19 protein-coding genes and 1 pseudogene are annotated in these 20,200 nt (G+C 63.4%); 6 read left to right on the forward strand and 14 right to left on the reverse strand.

The genetic code is table 11. From position 1 onward, the window contains the following. Positions 1-26 precede the first annotated feature (26 nt). Together AC0NIE_RS25195 and AC0NIE_RS25200 are read right to left on the reverse strand one after the other, a co-directional pair. Complete coding sequence (locus tag AC0NIE_RS25195; protein WP_473489874.1) at positions 27-434, reverse strand: c-type cytochrome; 408 nt, start codon at positions 432-434, stop codon at positions 27-29. A gap of 87 nt (positions 435-521) precedes the next feature. Further along, positions 522-881, reverse strand: coding sequence for a hypothetical protein (locus AC0NIE_RS25200; protein WP_473489875.1), 360 nt, complete (start codon positions 879-881; stop codon positions 522-524). A 352-nt stretch (positions 882-1,233) separates the two neighbouring features. On the opposite strand from AC0NIE_RS25200, the gene AC0NIE_RS25205 reads away from it, so the two are divergent. Further along, on the forward strand, positions 1,234-2,385 hold the full coding sequence (locus AC0NIE_RS25205) for a helix-turn-helix transcriptional regulator (RefSeq protein ID WP_473489876.1): 1,152 nt from the start codon (positions 1,234-1,236) through the stop codon (positions 2,383-2,385). A gap of 11 nt (positions 2,386-2,396) precedes the next feature. Here AC0NIE_RS25205 and AC0NIE_RS25210 read toward each other — a convergent pair whose 3' ends face one another. From AC0NIE_RS25210 to AC0NIE_RS25235, 6 genes are all read right to left on the reverse strand, one after another. Further along, positions 2,397-2,567: a winged helix-turn-helix domain-containing protein gene (locus AC0NIE_RS25210; RefSeq protein ID WP_473489881.1), complete on the reverse strand. Its 171-nt coding sequence runs from the start codon at positions 2,565-2,567 to the stop codon at positions 2,397-2,399. 148 nt (positions 2,568-2,715) lie between these two features. Further along, positions 2,716-3,600 (reverse strand): patatin-like phospholipase family protein, encoded by an 885-nt coding sequence (locus tag AC0NIE_RS25215; protein ID WP_473489877.1) that lies wholly within the window; start codon positions 3,598-3,600, stop codon positions 2,716-2,718. Positions 3,601-3,620: 20 nt separating this feature from the next. Then, a complete protein-coding gene (locus AC0NIE_RS25220) occupies positions 3,621-4,973 on the reverse strand; it encodes a M16 family metallopeptidase (protein ID WP_473489878.1) in 1,353 nt (450 codons plus the stop codon). Between the two features lie 243 nt (positions 4,974-5,216). Beyond that, a complete protein-coding gene (locus tag AC0NIE_RS25225) occupies positions 5,217-6,581 on the reverse strand; it encodes a M16 family metallopeptidase (RefSeq protein WP_473529890.1) in 1,365 nt (454 codons plus the stop codon). A gap of 153 nt (positions 6,582-6,734) precedes the next feature. After that, positions 6,735-7,289, reverse strand: coding sequence for a 16S rRNA (guanine(966)-N(2))-methyltransferase RsmD (gene rsmD / locus AC0NIE_RS25230; protein ID WP_473489400.1), 555 nt, complete (start codon positions 7,287-7,289; stop codon positions 6,735-6,737). Further along, entirely contained in the window at positions 7,270-9,399 is a 2,130-nt protein-coding gene (locus AC0NIE_RS25235; protein ID WP_473489399.1) for a pseudouridine synthase, read from the reverse strand. Before AC0NIE_RS25235 ends, rsmD begins: the two co-directional genes overlap by 20 nt. 176 nt (positions 9,400-9,575) lie before the next feature. On the opposite strand from AC0NIE_RS25235, the gene AC0NIE_RS25240 reads away from it, so the two are divergent. After that, complete coding sequence (locus tag AC0NIE_RS25240) at positions 9,576-10,028, forward strand: nucleoside deaminase (RefSeq protein WP_473489398.1); 453 nt, start codon at positions 9,576-9,578, stop codon at positions 10,026-10,028. A 131-nt stretch (positions 10,029-10,159) separates the two neighbouring features. Here AC0NIE_RS25240 and AC0NIE_RS25245 read toward each other — a convergent pair whose 3' ends face one another. Continuing rightward, on the reverse strand, positions 10,160-10,834 hold the full coding sequence (locus tag AC0NIE_RS25245) for a hypothetical protein (protein ID WP_473489396.1): 675 nt from the start codon (positions 10,832-10,834) through the stop codon (positions 10,160-10,162). A 191-nt stretch (positions 10,835-11,025) separates the two neighbouring features. Further along, positions 11,026-14,010 carry an isoleucine--tRNA ligase gene (ileS, locus tag AC0NIE_RS25250; RefSeq protein ID WP_473489395.1) on the reverse strand — a complete coding sequence of 995 codons (2,985 nt, stop codon included), beginning with the start codon at positions 14,008-14,010 and terminating at the stop codon, positions 11,026-11,028. A gap of 58 nt (positions 14,011-14,068) precedes the next feature. On the opposite strand from ileS, the gene AC0NIE_RS25255 reads away from it, so the two are divergent. The 3 genes from AC0NIE_RS25255 (at position 14,069) to AC0NIE_RS25265 (ending at position 15,180) form a co-directional block, all read left to right on the forward strand. Next, complete coding sequence (locus AC0NIE_RS25255; RefSeq protein ID WP_473489394.1) at positions 14,069-14,254, forward strand: hypothetical protein; 186 nt, start codon at positions 14,069-14,071, stop codon at positions 14,252-14,254. 65 nt (positions 14,255-14,319) lie between these two features. Then, positions 14,320-14,742, forward strand: coding sequence for a type II RES/Xre toxin-antitoxin system antitoxin (gene parS, locus AC0NIE_RS25260; protein ID WP_473489393.1), 423 nt, complete (start codon positions 14,320-14,322; stop codon positions 14,740-14,742). Positions 14,743-14,745: 3 nt separating this feature from the next. Continuing rightward, positions 14,746-15,180, forward strand: a complete 435-nt coding sequence (locus tag AC0NIE_RS25265; RefSeq protein WP_473489392.1) for an RES family NAD+ phosphorylase — start codon at positions 14,746-14,748, stop codon at positions 15,178-15,180. A gap of 3 nt (positions 15,181-15,183) precedes the next feature. Here the strand turns inward: AC0NIE_RS25265 and AC0NIE_RS25270 are convergent. Further along, positions 15,184-15,995: pseudogene (locus AC0NIE_RS25270) on the reverse strand (MipA/OmpV family protein). Between the two features lie 220 nt (positions 15,996-16,215). Then, the gene (locus AC0NIE_RS25275; RefSeq protein WP_473489391.1) at positions 16,216-17,142 is read right to left on the reverse strand and encodes an alpha/beta hydrolase; all 927 of its coding nucleotides are present in this window, start codon (positions 17,140-17,142) and stop codon (positions 16,216-16,218) included. Positions 17,143-17,481: 339 nt separating this feature from the next. Between AC0NIE_RS25275 and AC0NIE_RS25280 the strand changes: the two genes are divergently transcribed. Next, positions 17,482-18,036, forward strand: coding sequence for an HdeD family acid-resistance protein (locus AC0NIE_RS25280; RefSeq protein ID WP_473489390.1), 555 nt, complete (start codon positions 17,482-17,484; stop codon positions 18,034-18,036). 58 nt (positions 18,037-18,094) lie between these two features. On the opposite strand, the gene AC0NIE_RS25285 is transcribed toward AC0NIE_RS25280, so the two are convergent. Both AC0NIE_RS25285 and AC0NIE_RS25290 read right to left on the reverse strand, forming a co-directional pair. After that, positions 18,095-19,078 carry a bifunctional riboflavin kinase/FAD synthetase gene (locus tag AC0NIE_RS25285; RefSeq protein WP_473489389.1) on the reverse strand — a complete coding sequence of 328 codons (984 nt, stop codon included), beginning with the start codon at positions 19,076-19,078 and terminating at the stop codon, positions 18,095-18,097. Positions 19,079-19,087: 9 nt separating this feature from the next. Then, on the reverse strand, positions 19,088-19,948 hold the full coding sequence (locus AC0NIE_RS25290; RefSeq protein ID WP_473489388.1) for a TIGR01459 family HAD-type hydrolase: 861 nt from the start codon (positions 19,946-19,948) through the stop codon (positions 19,088-19,090). Positions 19,949-20,200: the final 252 nt, after the last annotated feature.

Genomic DNA, 20,200 nt, shown 5'->3' on the forward strand with positions numbered 1-20,200 from the left:
GCGCCTGCGGTCAGCAGGCAATGGCACTAATTTTCAAGCCGCTCGGGCCGTCCTCGGCCAAGCGCACCGTCGGCGCGGGCCTGCAGGTAGGCGTAGATGTCGTCGATGTAAGGAGCGACGTTGGGGTCGTCGGCGAAGCCCTTCATGACCGAAGGGCCGCTGCGCACGCCGTCGCGAACATTGCGCCGAAAGACCTCGATGCCGGGCAGCCGGTCGACAAGGGCCGAGGCGAAGGTCGAGCCCATGCCGTCGGGTCCGTGGCAATGATTGCAGCTGCCATGGTAGCGACGGAAGCCGTTATAGGTTCGCGCATCGACCTTGCCGCCGACAATTTCGTAGAACTTCCCTGTGGCCAGGTCAGCTTGCGAAGACACGCCGAAGCCGGCGGCGACGGTAAAGACGACGACAGACGGGAGGACGAGCCACAGGGACATCGTCTGTCGCCCACGTTGCAGGCTCATCCAGCACCGCCGCAACGCACATGCCCCCGGATCACTCGACCTTGGATCACTCGACTTGGATCAGTCGACGGCGGGCTTCGGAGAAGAAACCACGATCCCGTCTATCGGATGCGGGCTGACGACAAGCTTGCCGCCAACGCGCAATATCTCGACGATCTGTTCCGACTCTCCCAGTTTTCCCGGCACGGAGAGCGCGATCTTCTGGTTCTCGGTCAGTATCGCCACGAAACGCACGGGCAAGCCAGCCTCGCCCTGCGCGATTGTGGTGACCACCCGATAACCGTCCTCCTCCGGCGTGTAATAGACGACACCAAGGAAGCCGGCGAGATCGATGCTTTCAGCCTTCATGGCTCCAAGCTCGCCGGCGTGGGCGGGCATCGCCGCCATGCAAAGTGCTGCAAAAGCAATGTACCTGTTCATAATGCTGCTCCATCCCGAATTGTCCGGGCCGAGCCCGGCTTAAGTTTCAGCAATAGGCGCTCGCGCCGTGATGGTCGGCGCACGCAGGCAGAATTCTTGATTAGTGCCCCCGGCTGCATCACAGTGGCGAAGGTCCGCGAGCCGAGAACGCGCTGAACCCCACTGGTGTCACAGTCAAATATGACCCTTTCTTCTAAGGCTCAAACATTTCACCACCCGGTTGCTTGCGCATCCCCTGTTTGGGGGAGATAATCGGAAATTAGCGATCGCTAAAGTTTGGAGAGGCGAGAGCACCTGTGAGAGCGCGCGGCTTTCCGCGTCGGACGCGCTGTCGACATGCGGGGGGCCGTCGATGGCCAAGGCATTGTCGCATCATGAGCTGTCGAAGCTGATCGGCTCGATCTACGATTGCGCACTCGACCCGGGGCGATGGGAGTACGCGCTTGCCGGGATCAGGGATGCGCTCAACGCCCAGACAGCGGTGCTGCACCTTGACGATCTCAGTCACGACCGGCTGCTGATCCACACGACCGTGGGAATAGCGCCATACTGGCTGGAGCAACAGGCCAAACATATCCCCGAGATCCACGCCCGGCTGATCGAGAACCTCTCGAAATGGCCTTCGCTCGATGTGCCGCATGTGGTCTCGCGCCATGTCCCTCAAGGCGACCTGGAGACCTCCCGATATTTTCAGGAGTGGCTGAAGCCGCAAGGCCTGGTCGACGTCATGTCGTTTTTCCTGATCCATACCCCTACCCGCCTTGCCGGCTTCGCCGTTGCCCGACATGAGCGGCAAGGCCTTATCACCGACCGTGAAATCAAGCTTGGTGGACTGTTGCTGCCGCATGTGCGCCGGTCGGTAATGATCAGCAACATGCTGGATATCAGCACGATCGAGCGCACACGCATGGCCGAGGCGCTCGATGCGCTCACATGCGCCGTGGTCCTCACCAATGAACGTGGCGCCATCCTGCACGCCAACCGCTCGGCCAAGTGCAGGCTGCGGAGCGGCGGCCCGATCCACGATATCCACGGCATTCTGCAAGCGAAGATGCCGTCGGCCTCCAGGGAGCTTCACAGAGCCATCTTGGCTGCGGCTCAGGATGAGGCCAGCATCGGCAAGACCGGGCTTGCCGTCCTCCTCACCGAACCGGGCCTGCCGCCCGTCTTCGCCCGCGTGCTGCCAATGGCCGGCGGCGATCGGCGCGCCGGCATGGAACCCGCGGCGGTAGCCGCGGTGTTCATCGGCAATGCACCGGACGAGCATGTCGCCGCCGACATGCTGGCAACAGCCTTTGGGCTTACGCTGGCCGAAACCCGCGTGCTCGCAAGCCTTCTTGCCGGTCATACCCTGGCCGAGACTGGCGCCAGCCTTCACATTGCCAACGCGACCGCCAAGACGCATCTCGACAATATCTTCCAGAAGACCGGCGTCTCCCGCCAGGCCGATCTGATGCGCCTTGTCATGCAGATCGTTCCGCCCACGGGGCAGCCCGGTCCCTGAATCACACTCATTCACCGCTTTGGATACAGGTATCCAGCGCCGCGGATCGTCTTGATCAGTTCCGGCTTGGCGGGATCCTTCTCGAGCCGGCGGCGCAGCCTTGTGATGCGACTGTCGATGCTGCGATCGAATGGCTCGTCGCTCCTGGGCGGCGGCGCGGGCGAAATGCGTGCGCTTCGGATGCCCCGGGGCGCTGATCCTCAACCGTTCGATCGACCCGCGAACGGTTCAAGCCGCGGCGGAATAGTCATATCGCGAAAGCTGGGCTCGTCGGTCGAATGCTCCAGATGATCAAAAGCTCGCGCTCGTTGGATAGAGGCCACCAAAGCGTCAGATTTTCCGCGCCACGCCCCCCACCTGCTTGGTGCGCTTGCCCGTGTCGACCTTGGCCCGCGTCTCCACCGCCTTCTCGATCTCCCGCTTCAGCTCGTCCTTGATATCAACCGTTTCGGCCATCAAGGCGTCGATCTTCATGAAATCGAGCACACGGTATTTCGACACCGCCGGCCTGACCAGTATGTCCGGCTGGCATTGCCTCAGCTTGGCGGCGATGATCGACTGCATCATCAATTGCGTGGCGCCGAACATCAGGTCGACGGAGGTCGGGTATTTTCGCCCGCCTTTGGTCGGCGCGCCAACGACGTCGACGGCGATGATGATGTCGGCGTCGTGCTCGATCAGGTCGAACGGCACTGGATTGTAGATGCCGCCGTCGATCAGCAGCCTGCCGTCGCGCATCACCGGGCGGAATACCGCGGGAATAGCCGCAGAGGCGGCAAGCGCCGAATGCAGGTCGCCGTCGCTAAGCACGGCGAGCTTATGGCCGAAGAAATCCGTCGCCGTCACCTTCAGCGGTATTTTCAGTTCGGCGAAATTTTCGGGTATGGCGTCGGGCATGAATGCCTTGAGGATGCGCTCGACATTGAACTGGGTGACACGCAGCCCGCCCTGCAGCGCCTCGGCAAAGGTGCCTGGCCGAGCCCGCCACATGCGCGCCGCCACCTCGGCGCGGCGGCCGAGGATCGAGCGCATGTAGTCGTGAATGTCGCTGCCGGCCATGCCCGAAGCCATGCCGGCGCCCATGATGGCGCCGATCGATGAGCCTGATATCGCGACCGGCCTTATACCCAGTTCGTCCAGCGCCTCGATGACATGGATATGCGCCAGCCCGCGCGCGCCGCCGCCGCCGAAGGCGATGCCGAAGCTCGGGCTCATTCCTTGCCCCCCATTTGGGCTCATTCCTCCTTGGCCTCGCCGTGCTTCGGCCCGACGATCATGATGGCCGGCTCGGCGGAGAGCAGTTTTTTCGCCGCCGCCTTGACCTGATCCAGCGTCACGGCGTTGATGAGGGCGGCGCGGCGCTGCATGTAGTCGATGCCGAGCTTGTCGAGCTGCAGTTCGAGCAGCGTCGCAGCGATGGCGCCGGAGGAGTTCAGGTTGTTGATGGCATAGGCGCCGATCAGGTATTTCTTGGTCGCCGCCAGTTCCGCTTCGGTCGGCCCCTCCTGCGCCATGCGCTTCACCACCTCCCGTACGACAGCCAACGTCTCGGCCGCCCGGTCCGCGCGGGTCGCCGTGGTGATGGCCAGGGCGTTGGCGTGCTGGTGGTCGACCAGGTCGGAACTGGCGCTGTAGGCCAGGCCGCGTTTTTCGCGCACCTCGTCGAACAGCCGCGAGGTGAAGGCGCTGCCGCCGAGGATCTCGTTCATCAGCACCGCAGCGAAGAAATCCGGCGCACTCCGCTTGACGCCGGGATAGGCCAATTGCAGCGACGTCTGGGGCTGGTCGTAATTGACCTCGAGCTGCTGGTTGAGTTTCGGATCGACATCGGCGACGGGCGCGAGCGCCTGATGTTCCGGCAGGCCACCGAAGACCATATCGAGCTTTTTCTTCAACGTTTCGGCATCGATGGCACCGACCACCGCCACATGCAGGCCATCGCGAGCAAAGTTCGCCCTGTGAAAGGCAATGAGATCGTCCGACGTGATCGTGGCGATGCTTTGCCTGGTGCCCTGGTCGGGCCGCGCATAGGGATGGGTGCCGTATAGTGCCTCCAGCCATTTGCGCTGGGCGAGCGTGTCGGGGTCAAGCTCGTTGGCGATGATGCCGGACAGCACTTGCGCGCGGATGCGGTCGATTGGCGCCTGGTCGAAACGCGGCTCTGTGACCGCCAGCCGCAACAGGTCGAACGCTGCGTCCCGCTGCTCGGCCAGCATGCGCATCGAGCCGTAGGTGCCGTCGCGCCCCGCCTCGAAGCTCATCTCGGCGCCAACGTCGTCCAGCTTTATCTGGAAGGCTTCGCTGTCGAGATTGCCGGCGCCCTCGTCGAACAGGCCGCTCATCAAATTGGCAAGTCCTTCCTTCCCGGCGGGATCCTGCGTCGTGCCGCCGTCGAAGACGAAGCGGATGGCGACCAGCGGCACGGAATAATCCTCCACCAGCCAGGCGGTAATGCCCTTTGACGAGGTCACCTCCTGGATGCTCATGGCCGCGCGAGCGGAAAGCGCCGGCAGGACGAGGAAGAGCAATGAGAGGAGCAGGGTGGCCAGTCGGGTGGCGACACGCTTCAGGACAGTCGCTTCGGACAAATGGTAGCTTCCAACTGATGTTCGAGACGAATAGCTGTCGGTGTTAGCGCCGCCCCTCATCGCCCTGCCGGGCACTTCTCCCCGTATGGGGAGAAGGGGGCTGGCCGCAACCCAGGCGCTGTTTCTGCAACGCTGGTGGTTGGCGAAACCGCCGACGAGAGCGCCCCTCTCCCCGTCACTATACGGGGAGAGGATGCCGGCAGGCAGGTGAGGGGCAGCGCAAACGCTCAAGCTCGTCATCGATCAATTCCCTGCCTGTGTCTGCGGCAAGAGATAGCCTGATGTCGAATGGTTGAGATTGAGATAGCGCGCGGCAACGCCCCTGACTTCGTCGGCGGTGACCTTGCGGATGCGGCCCGGCCATTCCTCGACGTCCCGGACGCTGCCGCCGGTGGCGAGCGTCGCGCCATAGATGTTGGCCATCGAATCCTGCTTGTCGCGGGCGAAGATCATCGAGCGGACGAAACGATCCTTGGCCTTCTCCAACTCGCCTGATGTGACGCCGTCCTTGGCGATGCGGGCAACCTCGACCTCGATCGCCGCCTGGACATCGGCCAGCTTGGCGTCGCCGCGCGGCGCGCCATAGACGGTGAAGTTGGTGGCATCGAGCATAGTGCCCTGGAAGAAGGCGCCAGCCTCGGCGGCAATACCCTGCTTGACGACAACCTGCTGGTGGAGCCGGCTGCGGCTACCGCCGCCGAGGATCTCCGCCAGGAGGTCCAGCGCTTCGGCTTCCCCCGGCTTTGCAGTGTGATAGGAGGGAACCACCCATTGCGTCGAAAAGTTCGGCACGCTGACACGCGCGTCAGTGAGCGTCACCGTGCGCCTGGTGTTCTGCTCGGGTTCGACCGGACGGATGCGCGGCGGCAGGTCCGGACCACGCGCAATCTTGCCATAGGTCTTTTCGGCCAGCGCCTTGACCACCTCCGGGTCGACATCGCCGGCGACCACCAGCACGGCGTTGTTGGGCGTATAATACTTGTCGTAGAAAGCCTTGGCGTCGGCGCGGTTCAGCTTCTCCATCTCCTGCATCCAGCCGATCACCGGAATGCGATAGGGCTGGTTCTGCCAGAGCGTGGCATCGACCTCCTCGCCGAGCACCGCCTGCGGATTGCTGTCAATGCGCGAGCTGCGTTCCTCGAGGATCACGTCGCGCTCAGTGGCGATGACATTGTCGTTGAGGATGAGGTTGCGCATGCGATCGGCCTCGAAATCCATCATCTGCTCGAGCGCCTGCGGCACCACCGTCTCGTAAAAGGCGGTGTAGTCATAGGAGGTGAAAGCGTTGTTCGAACCGCCGATGGCGGAGACGGCGCGGTCGAACGCGCCGGCCGCCTGATTGGTCGTCGCCTTGAACATCAGATGCTCGAAGAAATGGGCGATGCCGGACTTGCCGGGCGGCTCATCCGCGCTGCCGATCTTGTACCACACCATATGAGTGACGATCGGCGCGCGGTGATCGGGGATGACGACAACCTCCATTCCGTTGTCGAGCAGGAAATTCGTCACCTTGCCGTCTTCCGGCTTGTTGTCGGCCCGAACCGGGCCGGTCATCACGAGAGCCAGCGCCAAGAGCGTTCCGCGCAGCCATTCAGCCTGAGATGTCATCAATGGCTCCGGTTGTCATGGGATGGGACGATAGGCGGGGGTGTTGCCACAGGCAAATTGATTTGTTCGTCATTTTCGAGGCGCTCGGTTCCTCGCCCCCGCGAAGCGGGGGAGAGAAGCTATGGGGCGAGGAAGCGCCAATCGCCGCCGCGCTCACCCAACCTCGATAAACCGGATGACCGTCTCGCCATAGCTGCGCTCGTCGACAACCGAAAAGCCCGGCCCTGCCTCGAACGGCGCCACTGCCGCCTCCTCGACGACGCAGAGCGCGCCGCGGGCGAGCCAGCCGCCGGCCTTGGCCGAACGCAAGGCACGCTCGCCCAGGCCCTTGCCATAGGGCGGATCGGCGAACACCAGGCCGAACGCGGCCATCGTGCCCGCCTCGCCCAGCGCCGTCGCGTCGCGACGGAATATCTTGGTACGCCCGGTGAGGCCGAAGGCCTCGACATTGGTGCGGATCAGGCCGCGCCCTTCCGCTGATTCTTCGATGAAGATGCCATAAGATGCGCCGCGTGACAGCGCCTCGAGGCCGAGCGCGCCGGTACCGGCGAACAGGTCGAGCACGCGCGCGCCGACCAGCCTATCAGGAAAGCGATGCGCCAGCACGTTGAAGACAGCCTCGCGGGTGCGGTCGGTGGTCGGGCGGATGGCGCTTGAGCGCGGCGTCGCCAGCGGACGCCCGCGAAACTCACCGCCGACGATCCGCATTGCCTCCCCTTGATCCCTTGGGACCACTGCGTGGCCGGTCGCCGCCTTTGGCACCGTCACCCTCGGCACCACGCGGCTTGCCGAACGGCTTTGCGCCTCCGGCTTTTCCCCCTCCCGGTTTTCCATGGGCGGGCTTGCCATAAGACGGCTTGAACGAAGCCTTGCGTTCCTTGGCTTCGGCCGCCTTGGCGGCATCCGCGTCCGCCCTGCCCCTGCCGATCGGCCGCGCGCCCGGCGCCATCCAGACATTGGCCTTGCGCTGGCCCGGCGGCTCGATCGGGCGCTGCTCGCGTTCGGACTTTTTCCCGCCGCCCGGTTTGCCGCCAAAGCCGCCCGGCCCGCTCCGTTCAGATTTGGGGCCGCGATCGCCAAAGCCGCCGCGTTCGGGGCCGCTGCGTTCAGATTTGGGGCCACGCTCACCAAAGCTCTTTTCCGGCCCAAAGCTTCTGCCGGGACTTGTCGACAGCTTGCCCAGCGCCTCGTCGCGGCTGCCTTCGCGGCGTTTGCGGTTTTTGATCAGCCCGCCTTCGCCGATCGGACGGCGTTCGCCGTCGCGGGTGAACTTCGGCCGCTCCGGTTCCTCTTCCCGCACCGCTTCGCGCCGCACCGGCCTGTTGGAAAACGGCTTGGTGATCTCAGCGTCGAAATTGGCGCCGGACTCCTCGACCAGGCGTTCGCCGAGCTGGTCGCGCAGCACGCGGCCCTTGATCTCCAGCACATGGCCCTCGGGCAGGTCGTCGAGCTGGAACGGTCCGTAGGAAATGCGGATCAGCCGTGTGACGTCGAGACCAAGCGAGCCCAGTATATTCCTGACCTCGCGGTTCTTGCCTTCGCGCAGGCCGAGCGTCAGCCAGGCGTTGGTGCCTTGCTCGCGGTCGAGCGTCGCCTCGATGGCGCCGTAGAAGACGCCGTCGACGGCAATGCCTTCGCGCAAGCCGGCGAGCGCACTTTCCTCGACCTTGCCGTGCACGCGCACGCGGTAGCGCCTGAGCCAGCCGGTCGCCGGCAGTTCGAGCACGCGCGCCAGCCCGCCATCATTGGTGAGCAGCAGCAGGCCTTCGGTGTTGATGTCGAGCCGGCCGATGGTCATCAACCGCGGCAGGTCGGCCGGCAGCACGTCGAAGACGGTCTTGCGGCCCTCGGGATCACGGTTGGTGGTGACGACGCCGGCCGGCTTGTGGAACAGGAACAGCCGGGTGCGCTCGATCGGCGGGATCTCCATGCCGTCGAGATGGATGATGTCGCCGGGCATCACATTGAAGGCGGGCGAGGACAGCACCCTTCCATTGACCTTGACGCGGCCGGCCGCGATCAGTTCCTCGGCATCGCGGCGCGAGGCAAGGCCGGCGCGGGCCAGCCGCTTAGCGATGCGCTCGCCTGGCTCTTCCGTCGCTTCGGCCGGACGTGGGCGCGGCTTGAAGCCGCCGCCCGATGCCCCTTGGGCAGCGCCAAAATCGCGCTTGGGCCGATCGCCGAAGTCGTGCTTGGGACGGTCGAAGCGCCTTTCGCTGCGCTCGCCTTCGGCAGCCGCCGGGCGGTCGCCGCGCGGCGCGTAGGGCTTGCGCGAACCTTCGCGCTTCTCATAAGGCTTGCCTTCCGGACGCGGCCCTTTGCTGAACGGCCTGTCGCCCGCCTTGAAGTCGCGCTTCGGCCGCTCGCCGTCGGCTGCCATCGGCCGGTCGCCGCGTGGCGCATAGGGTTTTCGAGGCCCCTCGCGCTTTTCATAAGGCTTGCCTTCAGGGCGCGGCCCTTTGCTGAACGGCCGGTCGCCACTCTTGAAGTCGCGCTTCGGCCGCTCGCCGTCAGCCGCCATCGGGCGGTCGCCGCGCGGGGCGTATGGCTTGCGCGGCCCCTCACGCTTTTCATAGGGCCTGCCTTCAGGGCGCGGCGCCTTGCTGATCGGCCGGTCGCCGCTTTTGAAGTCACGCTTCGGCCGCTCGCCGTCAGCCGCCATCGGGCGGTCGCCGCGCGGCGCGTAAGGTCTTTTCGCGCCGAAGGACGGCTTGCCGCCCTTGCCGGCAGCGGCATCGCGACCACGCGGGCCCGACGGTTTCGGGCCGTTCTTGCCCGGACCCTTTCGGCGCGGGAATTTCTTGTCTTTGTCGTCCATGTGGCTTTTGCTCGTTTGCACTACAGCGCCGCGCGTCCGTACGGACGCGCAAAGGACGCTGTAGGACTGTGATTTGGCGCATGATCCCTTCCGAAACCGATTCCGGTTTTCGGGGTCATGCGCTAGATAACAGGATCACGCCGGAGTAGCGAGGAGATAATAGGAATGGAAACCGCTTGAAGCGGCCGGATTTCATGGCGCTGGCGCTGAAGGAGGCCGAAGCCGCCGCCCTGCGCGGCGAAGTGCCGGTCGGCGCGGTCATCGCCAGCGGCGATACGGTCGTTGCCAGTGCCGGCAACCGCACCCGCGAGCTTTCCGACCCCACCGCCCATGCCGAGATGCTGGCGATCCGCGAGGCCTGCCGCAAGCTGTCGAGCGAGCGGCTCACCGGCCACGATCTCTATGTGACGCTGGAGCCCTGCGCCATGTGCGCCGGCGCCATTTCCTTCGCCAGGCTGCGCCGGCTCTATTTCGGCGCCGCCGACGAGAAGGGCGGCGCCGTGGTCAACGGCGTGCGCTTCTTCGCCTCGCCGACCTGCCACCATGTGCCAGATATCTATCCAGGCATGGCCGAAAGCGACGCGGCGCTGCTTCTGAAGGATTTTTTCAGAGATCGACGCGAACCGTAGCGTCGCCAGCTTTCCCTAACGCGCGTCGTGTTAGACCGGCCTCATGCGACGCGCTTTAGGTTGCTGTTTATGCATGTCGTTATCGCAAAACCGCTTCACAGTTTTGCGCGACATGCATTAGCGCTGACAGCTTACCACGGCAGCCAGTCGAACATGCCGCTCTTGTTCTTGGCGGCCGCTTCCTTCTTGAGGCGGCGTTCTTTCTTGTATTCGTCCTCGCCGATGTCGTCCACCGGCGCGGTCGCGGCAGCGGCGCGGTATTGCACCGGCGGCTCGCTCAAATATCTGCGGGTGTTCGGGTCACCCTGCTTGCCTTCGGCGAGGCGGCGCTTGACCTCGGCGGCGCGGCCCTTGTCCGAATCCGCCGGAGTCCAGGCCGGCGGATGACTGGAAGCCGACTGCGCCATCGCAGCCTTGATCGCCGACGGATCCGTCTGGACGTCATCGACAATCTGCGCCTGGTAGGACGGATCGTCCTGATTGAGCGTGGCCTCGGCACGCAGGCGAGCGCGGCGTTGCTCGGGCGATTCCGGCCAATCGGCGCTTGCCGTCGCGATGCTGTCCTGCGGTGGCGGCAGTTCCTTCTGTCCCGGCGCCGGCTTCACCAGTTCGGGACGCGGCTTGTAGTCGATCTTTTCCTTGTTCTTCGGCATGACTGAAAAAGCGCTGGTGAGATCGCCGGCAAGCTGGGCGGAGGCGGTCTTGTCGGTCCCGTAGGTCGGCGAGCCCATGCAGCCGGTCAGGGCCAAGCCGGATACGACAAGCGGCGCCAGCAGCGCAACGCGCGCGCAAGTTCTTTCGGTCATGCCAAAAAGTCCCACTCTAGACAGCCTCTCGATCGCCACCGGCCAAAGGTCCGGTCCCCATCGCCTATGCTCTTCCGACGGAAATCCGGCGACAATTTGTCGTCCGGAGTTTCGCGTGTTTACCTCAACCACTCGTTAAGGGCAACGAGCGGGGGCTGATCGGCCGTCCGCCGTGGCATTTGTGCACCGCCTTATATACGACCAAGCGCCTTCAATTCATGCAGAACCGCTGCGTCCCGCGCCGAAACGTCGGGGAATTCCCTGTCCTGCCCGACATCGGCCGTGTAGCGCCATGAGCGCGCGCATTTGACCAGGCCCCGGTCCTCGGCCTTCTCGACCACCACGGCGACGCCCTTAACGTCGTCCAGCGTGAAGGCACCAGAAGGCGCGTCGCCATGCGCAACGACCAGATCGCTGGTGATCGCCATTTCGGCCATGTCGACGTCTGATATCGCTGCTTCGAGCGCCGCATCGTCGAGCGTGACGACCGGCACCGCTTCCAGCGACGAGCCGATGACCTTCTGGGCACGTGCGATCTCCAGCGCGCCGGTGACGACACGGCGGACCTGGCGCACCTTGCGCCATTTTTCCGCCAGCACCTCGTTCTTCCAGTCAACGGGGATTTGCGGGAACTGGTCGAGATGCACCGAGACGGCGTCCGGATGACGGTCGAGCCAGGCCTCCTCCATGGTGAAGGGCAGCATCGGCGCCAGCCATTTCACCAGGCAGTCGAACAGATGGCGCACCACCTGCACGGAGGCCTTGCGCTTCACGCTGGACGGCGCTTCGCAGTAGAGCGCGTCCTTGCGGATGTCGAAATAGAAGGCCGACAGTTCGACCACCATGAAGTCGAGCAGCGTGCGGGTGATGCGCTTGAACTCGAAGGCGTCATAGCCCGCGCGCACGACTTCATCGAGTTCGGAGAGCCGGTGCAGCATCAGCCGCTCCAGCTCCGGCATCTTATCCAGCGGTACTTCCTCGCCATCGTCATGGGCAAGCGTGCCCAGCATCCAACGGATGGTGTTGCGCAGCTTGCGGTAGGCGTCGATGTTGGTCTGCAGCACGTTCTTGCCGAGCCGCTGGTCTTCCCAGTAATCGGTCGTCACCACCCATAGCCGCAGGATATCGGCGCCCGACTGCCTGATGACGTCCTGCGGCACGACTGTATTGCCGAGCGATTTCGACATTTTGCGCCCCTCCTCGTCCATGGTGAAACCATGGGTGACGACTGTGTCGTAAGGCGCCCTGCCCCTGGTGCCGCAGCTTTCAAGCAGCGAGGAGTGGAACCAGCCGCGATGCTGGTCGGAGCCTTCGAGGTAAAGGTCGGCCGGCCATTTCAGGTCCGGGCGATCCTCGAGAGTGAAGACATGGCTCGAGCCGGAATCGAACCAGACGTCGAGGATGTCCATCACCTGCTGCCATTTCGAAGCATCGTGGTTGCCGAGGAAACGCTCCTTGGCGCCGGCCGCGAACCATGCGTCGGCGCCCTCCTTCTCGAAGGCGTCCACGATGCGCTGGTTGACCGCCTCGTCGCGCAGAACATTGCCGTCGGCATCGGCGAAGACGGCGATCGGCACGCCCCAGGCGCGCTGGCGCGACAGCACCCAATCGGGACGCTCCTCGATCATGGCGCGAATGCGGTTCTGGCCGGCGGCCGGCACGAAGCGGGTGTCGTCGATGGCCTTCAAGGCACGGCTGCGCAGCGTCGTGCCGTCGCTCAGATCCTTGTCCATATAGACGAACCATTGCGGCGTGTTACGGAAGATGATCGGCTTCTTCGACCGCCACGAATGCGGATAGGAGTGCTTCAGCCGGCCGCGCGCGAACAGTGCGTTGCGTTTGATCAGCTCGTCGATGACCGCCTGGTTGGCATTGCCCTTCTTGCCGTTGTCGTCGATGACGCGCGCCGCTCCGCCCTCGCGGTCCGCGCCGAAGCCCGGCGCGTCCTTGGTGAAGAAGCCGGCATCGTCGACCGGAAACGGGATCGCCGTGTCGATGCCGCGTTGGCGCAGTTCCGATGCAGCGTCCGTCCAGGCGTCGAAGTCCTCGCGGCCGTGGCTGGGCGAGGTGTGAACGAAGCCGGTGCCGGCATCGTCGGTGACGTGGTCGCCGGCGAGCATCGGCACGGGGAATTCGTAGCCGCCGTTCAAACCGTTGAAGGGATGAGAAAGCGTAAGGCTTCCAAGCTCTTCGGCCGAAACGTTACGGAGACGATTCATTGTCACTTTGGCTTTGACGGCAGCCTCTTCGGCCAGCGCGTCGGCAAAGATCAGCTTTTCGCCGGGTTGCGGGCCGAAAGCATTCTCTGCTGCCGTGACCTCGTAGAGGCCATAGTTGATGCGGGGCGAATAGTTTACGGCGCGGTTGCCGGGGATGGTCCACGGCGTGGTCGTCCAGATGACGACGTGGGCCTCCAGCAAGTCCAGTGACGTCTGCGTCAGCTTTGGATCCAAGGCTGGCTGCCCATCTTCGACGTTGGTGACCTGATGAGCGAGGCTGACGACCGGAAACTTCGCCCAGATCGTATCGCTCTCATAGTCCTGGTACTCGACCTCGGCCTCGGCCAGCGCGGTGCGCTCGACAACGCTCCACATCACCGGCTTGGAGCCGCGATAGAGCTGGCCGGACATGGCGAATTTCAACAGTTCGCCGGCGATGCGCGCCTCGGCACGGAACGCCATCGTCGTATAGGGATTGTCGAAGTCGCCGACGACACCCAGCCGCTGGAATTCTGCGCCCTGCACCTTGATCCAGTGCGCGGCGAACTCGCGGCATTCCTTACGGAACTCGTTGACCGGAACCTCGTCCTTGTTCTTACCCTTGGCGCGGTATTGCTCCTCGATCTTCCATTCGATCGGCAGGCCGTGACAATCCCAGCCGGGCACGTAGTTCGAGTCGTAGCCGCGCATCTGGAACGAGCGGGTGATGACGTCCTTAAGGATCTTGTTCAGCGCGTGGCCGATGTGGATGTTGCCGTTGGCGTAGGGCGGGCCGTCATGCAGCACGTATTTTTCGCGGCCGGCGGCGTTGTCGCGCAGCTTGCGGTAGAGGTCCAAGTCCTGCCAGCGCTTGACCAGCAGCGGCTCCTTCTCGGGCAAGCCGGCGCGCATCGGGAAATCCGTCTGGGGCAGATAAAGCGTTTTGGAATAGTCGATCGTTTCAACAGTGTCGGTCATTGGGGTATCGGTCATTGGTCTGCCATATGCATTGCCCGGCGGCAAAAGAGCCCGGGCGTTGAACTATCATGATCTGGAAAAAGCGCGAGAGGCCGCGCGCAAAATTCCCGGCGGCTCCGGCGGCGGTCAGGCCGCCCGGAACACCGGGCTCGTAATTCGTATCGTCAGCGCGAAAAGGCGCGAAAAGCTCGTCATGGCTGGGCTTTTAACCGAGACAGGCGATATTGAAAAGCCTGAACTCTAGTGGTTTCCTTGCGTCATGTGCCAATTGCGCCTATATCTTTGGGCATATGGCAGCGGAGCTAAAACATGTCCAGCTTGCACATCAAGGGTCAGCCGAGCCCAAATCCAAAGGCCGAGCGTATCGGCGCCGCAATCCCGGACACCGCAACGGAACGGTTTCTCGTTCATGTCACCAGGGTCGAAGGACTTCGCCAGCGTGGCTTCAGCAATGACGAAATCTATAGGATCGTCGGCCCGCGACGGACATTGGCGCGCCGCAGGGAGCGAAACGAGACACTGACGATCGCCGAGTCCGACCGCGTCATGCGGCTTGAACGGATTTCGGCGATGGCGGATCGGGTTTTCGGTAATCACGAAAAGGCGCAGCGTTGGCTGCGCAAGCACAGCAGGGTGCTTAACGAGACACCGATCAACCTCTTGCAGTCAGAAACGGGTGCAGCGCTGGTGGAAGAAGAGCTCCATCGCATCGACCATGGCATCTTCGCCTGACATATGCGGCTCTGGCGCATTTCCGGCTACGCCGACCTGCTGGGTGTCGGTGGTTTGGTCAGCGGCGGCCGTTGGCATGTCATGGGAACACCAATTGTCTACTGCGCCGATCACCCGGCCACGGCACTTCTCGAGATACTTGTGCATGTCGACGCGGAAGACATGCCCCAGACCTATCAGCTTCTGGAGATCGAAATGCCGGATGGCGTTGCCATCACGTCTCCTGGTTTGCCTGATGACTGGAAGGACGATCTGGCCATGACACAACGGCTCGGGAGGAACTTTGTCGCTGCTGCCACCCACGCCGTCATGGAAGTTCCTTGTGCAATTGTCCCGTTCACAAGAAACTATCTCCTCAACCCGGATTTGCTGGCCCGCGACTGCATCCGTATTGTTGGCGCCACGACGCATCCGGTCGATACGCGATTGCTGGGATAGTGCTCACACCGAAAAGTCGAAGCGATACGTCGTCGAGACGCCGATCATGAACTGGTCTCTTGAGCCGCGCTCCTTGACCAGGCTGGAATCGGCCGCCGGGCCCATCAGGCGCGAATATTCGCCGAACAGGCTGGCCGTCATCGGCTCGGTCACTTTCCAGGTCACCGCGCCGCCGAGGCCGCCGACTTCACGCCGCCGCCCGGACGGTATTGGCTGAGGCCCGAAGCCACGGCTTCCTCGGCGTTAACGCCGTAATAGGCGTCGAAATAGTCCGACGAGGCGAACGAAACGCGCGGCCCGCCCGAAATTCTGACGTCCGGCGTCACATCATAGAAGGCGTCGGCGGCGATGTCGGCGACAAAGCCGCTATGGGCGCAAATGCCATGCCGCAATTCGGCGCGGGCGCGCAACCAGTCAAAGGGATAGAATTCGAAGAAGCCGCCGGCCTCGCCACCCCAGCGCACCGGGTCAAGGCCTTTCAGCTCGTCGGCGTCGTCGCCATCGCGCGAAAACAGCAATTTTCCGGCCAGTCCGGCGCGGAGGCCGCCGTCGTCGATCAACCCCAGCGAGATGTTGTCGTTGCGCGAGGTGAAGCGGGCCGCAGGACCGGCCTTGCCGAGCGAGATGATCGGCGAGGCGCTGAGCAGGTATTTCTTGCCGCCCTCGAAATTCGGCGCGATCATGCCGGTGGCGCCGACCGTCAAATACCAGTCGCCGGACAGCCAGCCCAAGGCGCCCTCACCGGCTTCGGCGGCACCGGAGGCCCCAAGTATGAAGGCGGCCAGAACCACCGGGATCGCTCGGACAGAACGCATTGGCCGACACAACCAGCCTTCACAAGCCATGGCGCCAGTTCGGTAAAATTTAACTTAATATCCGTAACATCGGCGGTGTTGGTCGTACTGTTCCGCATTGCAGTCGATTGTATGGCCCGCCAAGATTCCAGATCAAGACGTCTGGAATTCACAGGAGCTGCCATCTCGCTTTCCAGCCTGGAATGTCTCGGCTGCTGTTGGAATTTGGCGATAGCCGTATTTAACCTTGGCCGCCCACCCAAGGGTTACAAATATTCACAAACATGCCCGCGCTGTGAAGAGTGCGGCGACCGGCACTCAATCCTGCATTCCAAACCGGCCAGGCGTGAATCATATGCGGCCAAATTTCGAGTCGTACTTTGACATCAGCCGCACCAGCGGCTTCCGCGAGCCGAGTTGCGTCCGACAACAGCGTCTCGGCAGAACCGACTTGTATCAGCATTGGGGGAAATCCGCTCAGATCGGCGAACAACGGCGAGATCAGGGGATCGCGCCGGCCAACGCCATGGGGAACATAGGCGGTAACCAGTTCCTCCAAATACGCCCGGTGGATGATAGGGTCGATCGCGTCCTTAGTTGATAGTGTCGCGCCGGACATCGAAAGGTCCGTCCAGGGCGAGACCAGCCAAAGAGATCGCGGTAACCGCTCGCCTGCCGCGCGCAATATACCGACCAAGCACAGGGTGAGGTTGCCGCCCGCACTGTCTCCGCCAACCACGATGCGATCCGGCGCGACCCCTTGCCGGCTCAGAAAGCGCCATGCCGTGAGCGCGTCTGCATGCTGCGCAGGAAAAGGATGTTCCGGTGCTCGTCGATAGTCGATCGCGAGGGTGCGCATTCCCATTGCTCGACCTGCCTCAGTCACCATTCGACGATGACTTTTGAGCGAGCCCGAGCAGTAGCCACCACCGTGGAAAAAGAGCAGAACCTTATCCCTGTCACTCCCAGGCGCTAGCGACCACTCTCCCTCTAGGCCGTCGAAAACCGCATCCTCGCATTGGATGTCGTCCGCAATCGGCCACACCGAACCAACCTCGTCGAGCCGCGCCCGGCGTTCGTCCCAGCCCACCGGTCGTGGCTTTGACTCCAACAAGCTGCGGACGGCGTTGATCTCCGTCAGATCGAGGTGTTCGTCCGCATCGCTCATTTTGCTTCCCTAGTCTCATCAAACGTAGAAAACGGCGGACAGCAGCAGCCACACGTCATCCATAAAGCGCCAATGCCAGCACTGGGAATTTTTCGTTACAATTGCGCCATGGCGAATACACGGGAGGACGGGGTGGCCCGTAACCCGCTCGTCATGTTTTAGCACTGCCCCCTGCACATAGTCGAATATTCCATCAGATATTTGGCCGCTTCGGATCAAAAGCGAACGTCTGGCAAGCGGATCGCTCGGGCTGTGGCGCCCCCAGCCTGCTCGCTTTACGGGCAAGCCGATCGGCGTTACCCTCAAAGCCGGCAAAGGTAACCTTGAGGGAGAAGGGCGATGGCACTGCACGGCGATGCCTTGAAAGATGCAATCGGTCAGACGCGGGCGAAATGGGGATGGTTCGTCGGGCTCGGCGTGCTGCTGCTGATCCTCGGCGGCATCGCCTTCGGCAATCTGTTCATCGCCACGGTCGCCTCGGTCTACGTCGTCGGCTGGCTGATGCTGATGGCCGGTGTCATCGAGATCATGCATGCCTTCGGTGTGAAGACTTGGAGCCGGTTCTTCTATTGGCTGCTCAGCGGTCTCCTCTATGCCGTCGCCGGGTTCTTCGCCTTCTACAATCCGCTGCTGGCCTCGGCGGTGCTGACCTTCCTGCTGGCGGTCGCCCTTCTCGCTTCAGGCGTGCTCAGGGCCTGGGTCGGGTACAAGCACAGACCGGAAAAAGGCTGGGGCTGGCTGGTGGCGGCCGGCGTCATCAGCGCGCTGGCAGGCCTGGTCATCGCCATGGGCTGGCCAGTCAACAGCGTATGGGTGCTGGGGCTGTTTCTCGCCGTCGACCTGATCTTCCAGGGCTGGGCCTTCATTGCGGTCGGCCTGGCGCTGAAAAAATAGGTCCTTGTTTTAGCATGATCTTGTCCGAAAACCGGTTCCCACTTTTCGGGATCATGCTTTAGAAAGCAATGGCCGCGTCGAGCTCGGAAAGCGGGCTGACGCCGGCAAGCAGCGCCCTCGCCTCGACTTCGTCGCGCTTCATCTGCGCGACCAGCGCGTCGAGCCCGTCGAACTTCACCTCCGCGCGCAGGAAACCAAAGAAGGACACAGCGCATATCTCGCCGTAGAGATCGCCGGAAAAATCGAAAACGAAAGTTTCCAGAAGCGGCGCGCCGTTGTCATCGACGGTCGGGCGGCGGCCGAAGCTGGCAACACCATCATGAAGCGTACCGTCGGGGCGACGGAAGCGGACGGCATAAATCCCTTCCTTCAGAGTAGCTTCCGGCGAAAGCCTCATATTGGCGGTTGGAAAGCCGAGCGTCCGGCCAAGCTGCTGGCCGCCGATCACCTCGCTTTCGACCGTGAAGCGGTAGCCGAGCAGGCCGGCGGCCTCGGCCACCGCGCCTTCGCATAGCAGCGCGCGGATCCGGCTCGACGACACCACCTCGGCGCCCTCGTCGCGAAACGCGTCGACCAGGGTGACGCCGAAGCCGTGGCGTTCGCCGGCCGCCATCAGATAGGCCGGGCCGCCTTGCCTGTCCTTGCCGAAGTGGAAGTCGAAGCCGGTCACGGCGTGAATGATGCCGAGATTCCTGTCCAGCACGTCGGTCACGAACGATTCCGCCGACAGTGCGGCGAAGTCGCGCGTGAACGGCTGTTCGACGAGTGCGGCAAAGCCTAGATACGACAACAGCCGTGCCTTCATCGGCGGCGGCGTCAGCACGAACAGCGGTATCTCAGGCCGGAACACCTTTCTCGGATGCGGCTCGAAGGTCAGCACCAGAGCCGGCACGCCGCGCCGGCGGGCCTCGGCAAGCGCGCGCTCGAGCACCGCCTGGTGGCCGCGGTGAACGCCGTCGAAATTGCCGATCGCCACCACGCCACCCCGCAAATGGGCCGGCAGCGGCGAGATTGCAGAAATGCGTTCGAAGGCTTCCGTCATCGAGCGACCCTACTGCAGTCTCGGTATGACCGCGACCGGCCGGTAGCCGTGCCTTTCCAGAAAGGCAATTAGCCTGGCCGGATCCGGTTGTAGCGTATCACCGTAGTCGCGGGCATGGATGCCGCCCGACACGTAGAGCACGTCGAAGCCGTTGTCGGCAGCACCCTTGATGTCGGTCATCATGCCGTCGCCGATGGCCAGCACGTCCGAGCGCTCGACCGGGTGGCCGAGCAAGTCGGCGATCTCCTTCATCGCGACGTCATAGACCGGGGCATATGGTTTTCCGGCGATCAGCGTCCGCCCGCCGAGCTGGGCATAGTCGCGAGCCAAGGCCCCGGCGCACCAGATCATCCGCTCGCCGCGCTCGACCACGATGTCGGGATTGGCGCAGATGAAGGGCAGGTTCCTGGCACGTAGCCGCCGCAGAAGATCGGCGTAGTCTTCCGGCTTCTCGACCTCGTCGTCGAACAGCCCGGTGCAGACCACGCCGGATGCCTCGAACTCCTCGACGAGTTCGACATCAAGCCCGTCATAGAGCGTGAAATCGCGATCGGCACCGATATGGAAGATCTTTCGCGGGCCCTCGATGATCAGGTCGCGGGTCACATCGCCGGAGGTGACGACGCGGTCGTAGGCCTCCGAGGGAACGCCGATCGCATTCATCTGCGCCACCACATCGGCGCTGCGGCGTGGCGAATTGGTAATCAGCACCACAGGTATCTCCGCCTCGCGTGCGGTCGCCAGCGCCAGAGCCGCGGCCGGGAAATGCCGTTCGCCATTGTGGACCACGCCCCAGACATCGCAAAGAATGGCAGAATAGGCTGCCGACAAATCCGCGAGCGAGCCGATGATATCGGGCGAATCCGCCATATCGTTTCCCAGGTCATGATGGTTGCGAGCGCCGCCGCCGACGATCCGCAGCGACCGGACCGCATTAACCGAAGCTCTTGACCCTGTCACCAGCTTTCGCCGCGTTCAGCATCGCCGCCCCGAAATGAAGGCATGATCGCACGGCACAAAAATTCTCGTTTTCCAGAGCTTTACGGAGGCTCCGCGCCGGTCCAAATCGCAGGCCATGTTGCCGCCATCGGCGGCGTGGTTAACGAGCTTTGAAAAAGTGTG

The organism is Mesorhizobium sp. WSM4842 (assembly GCF_055901575.1).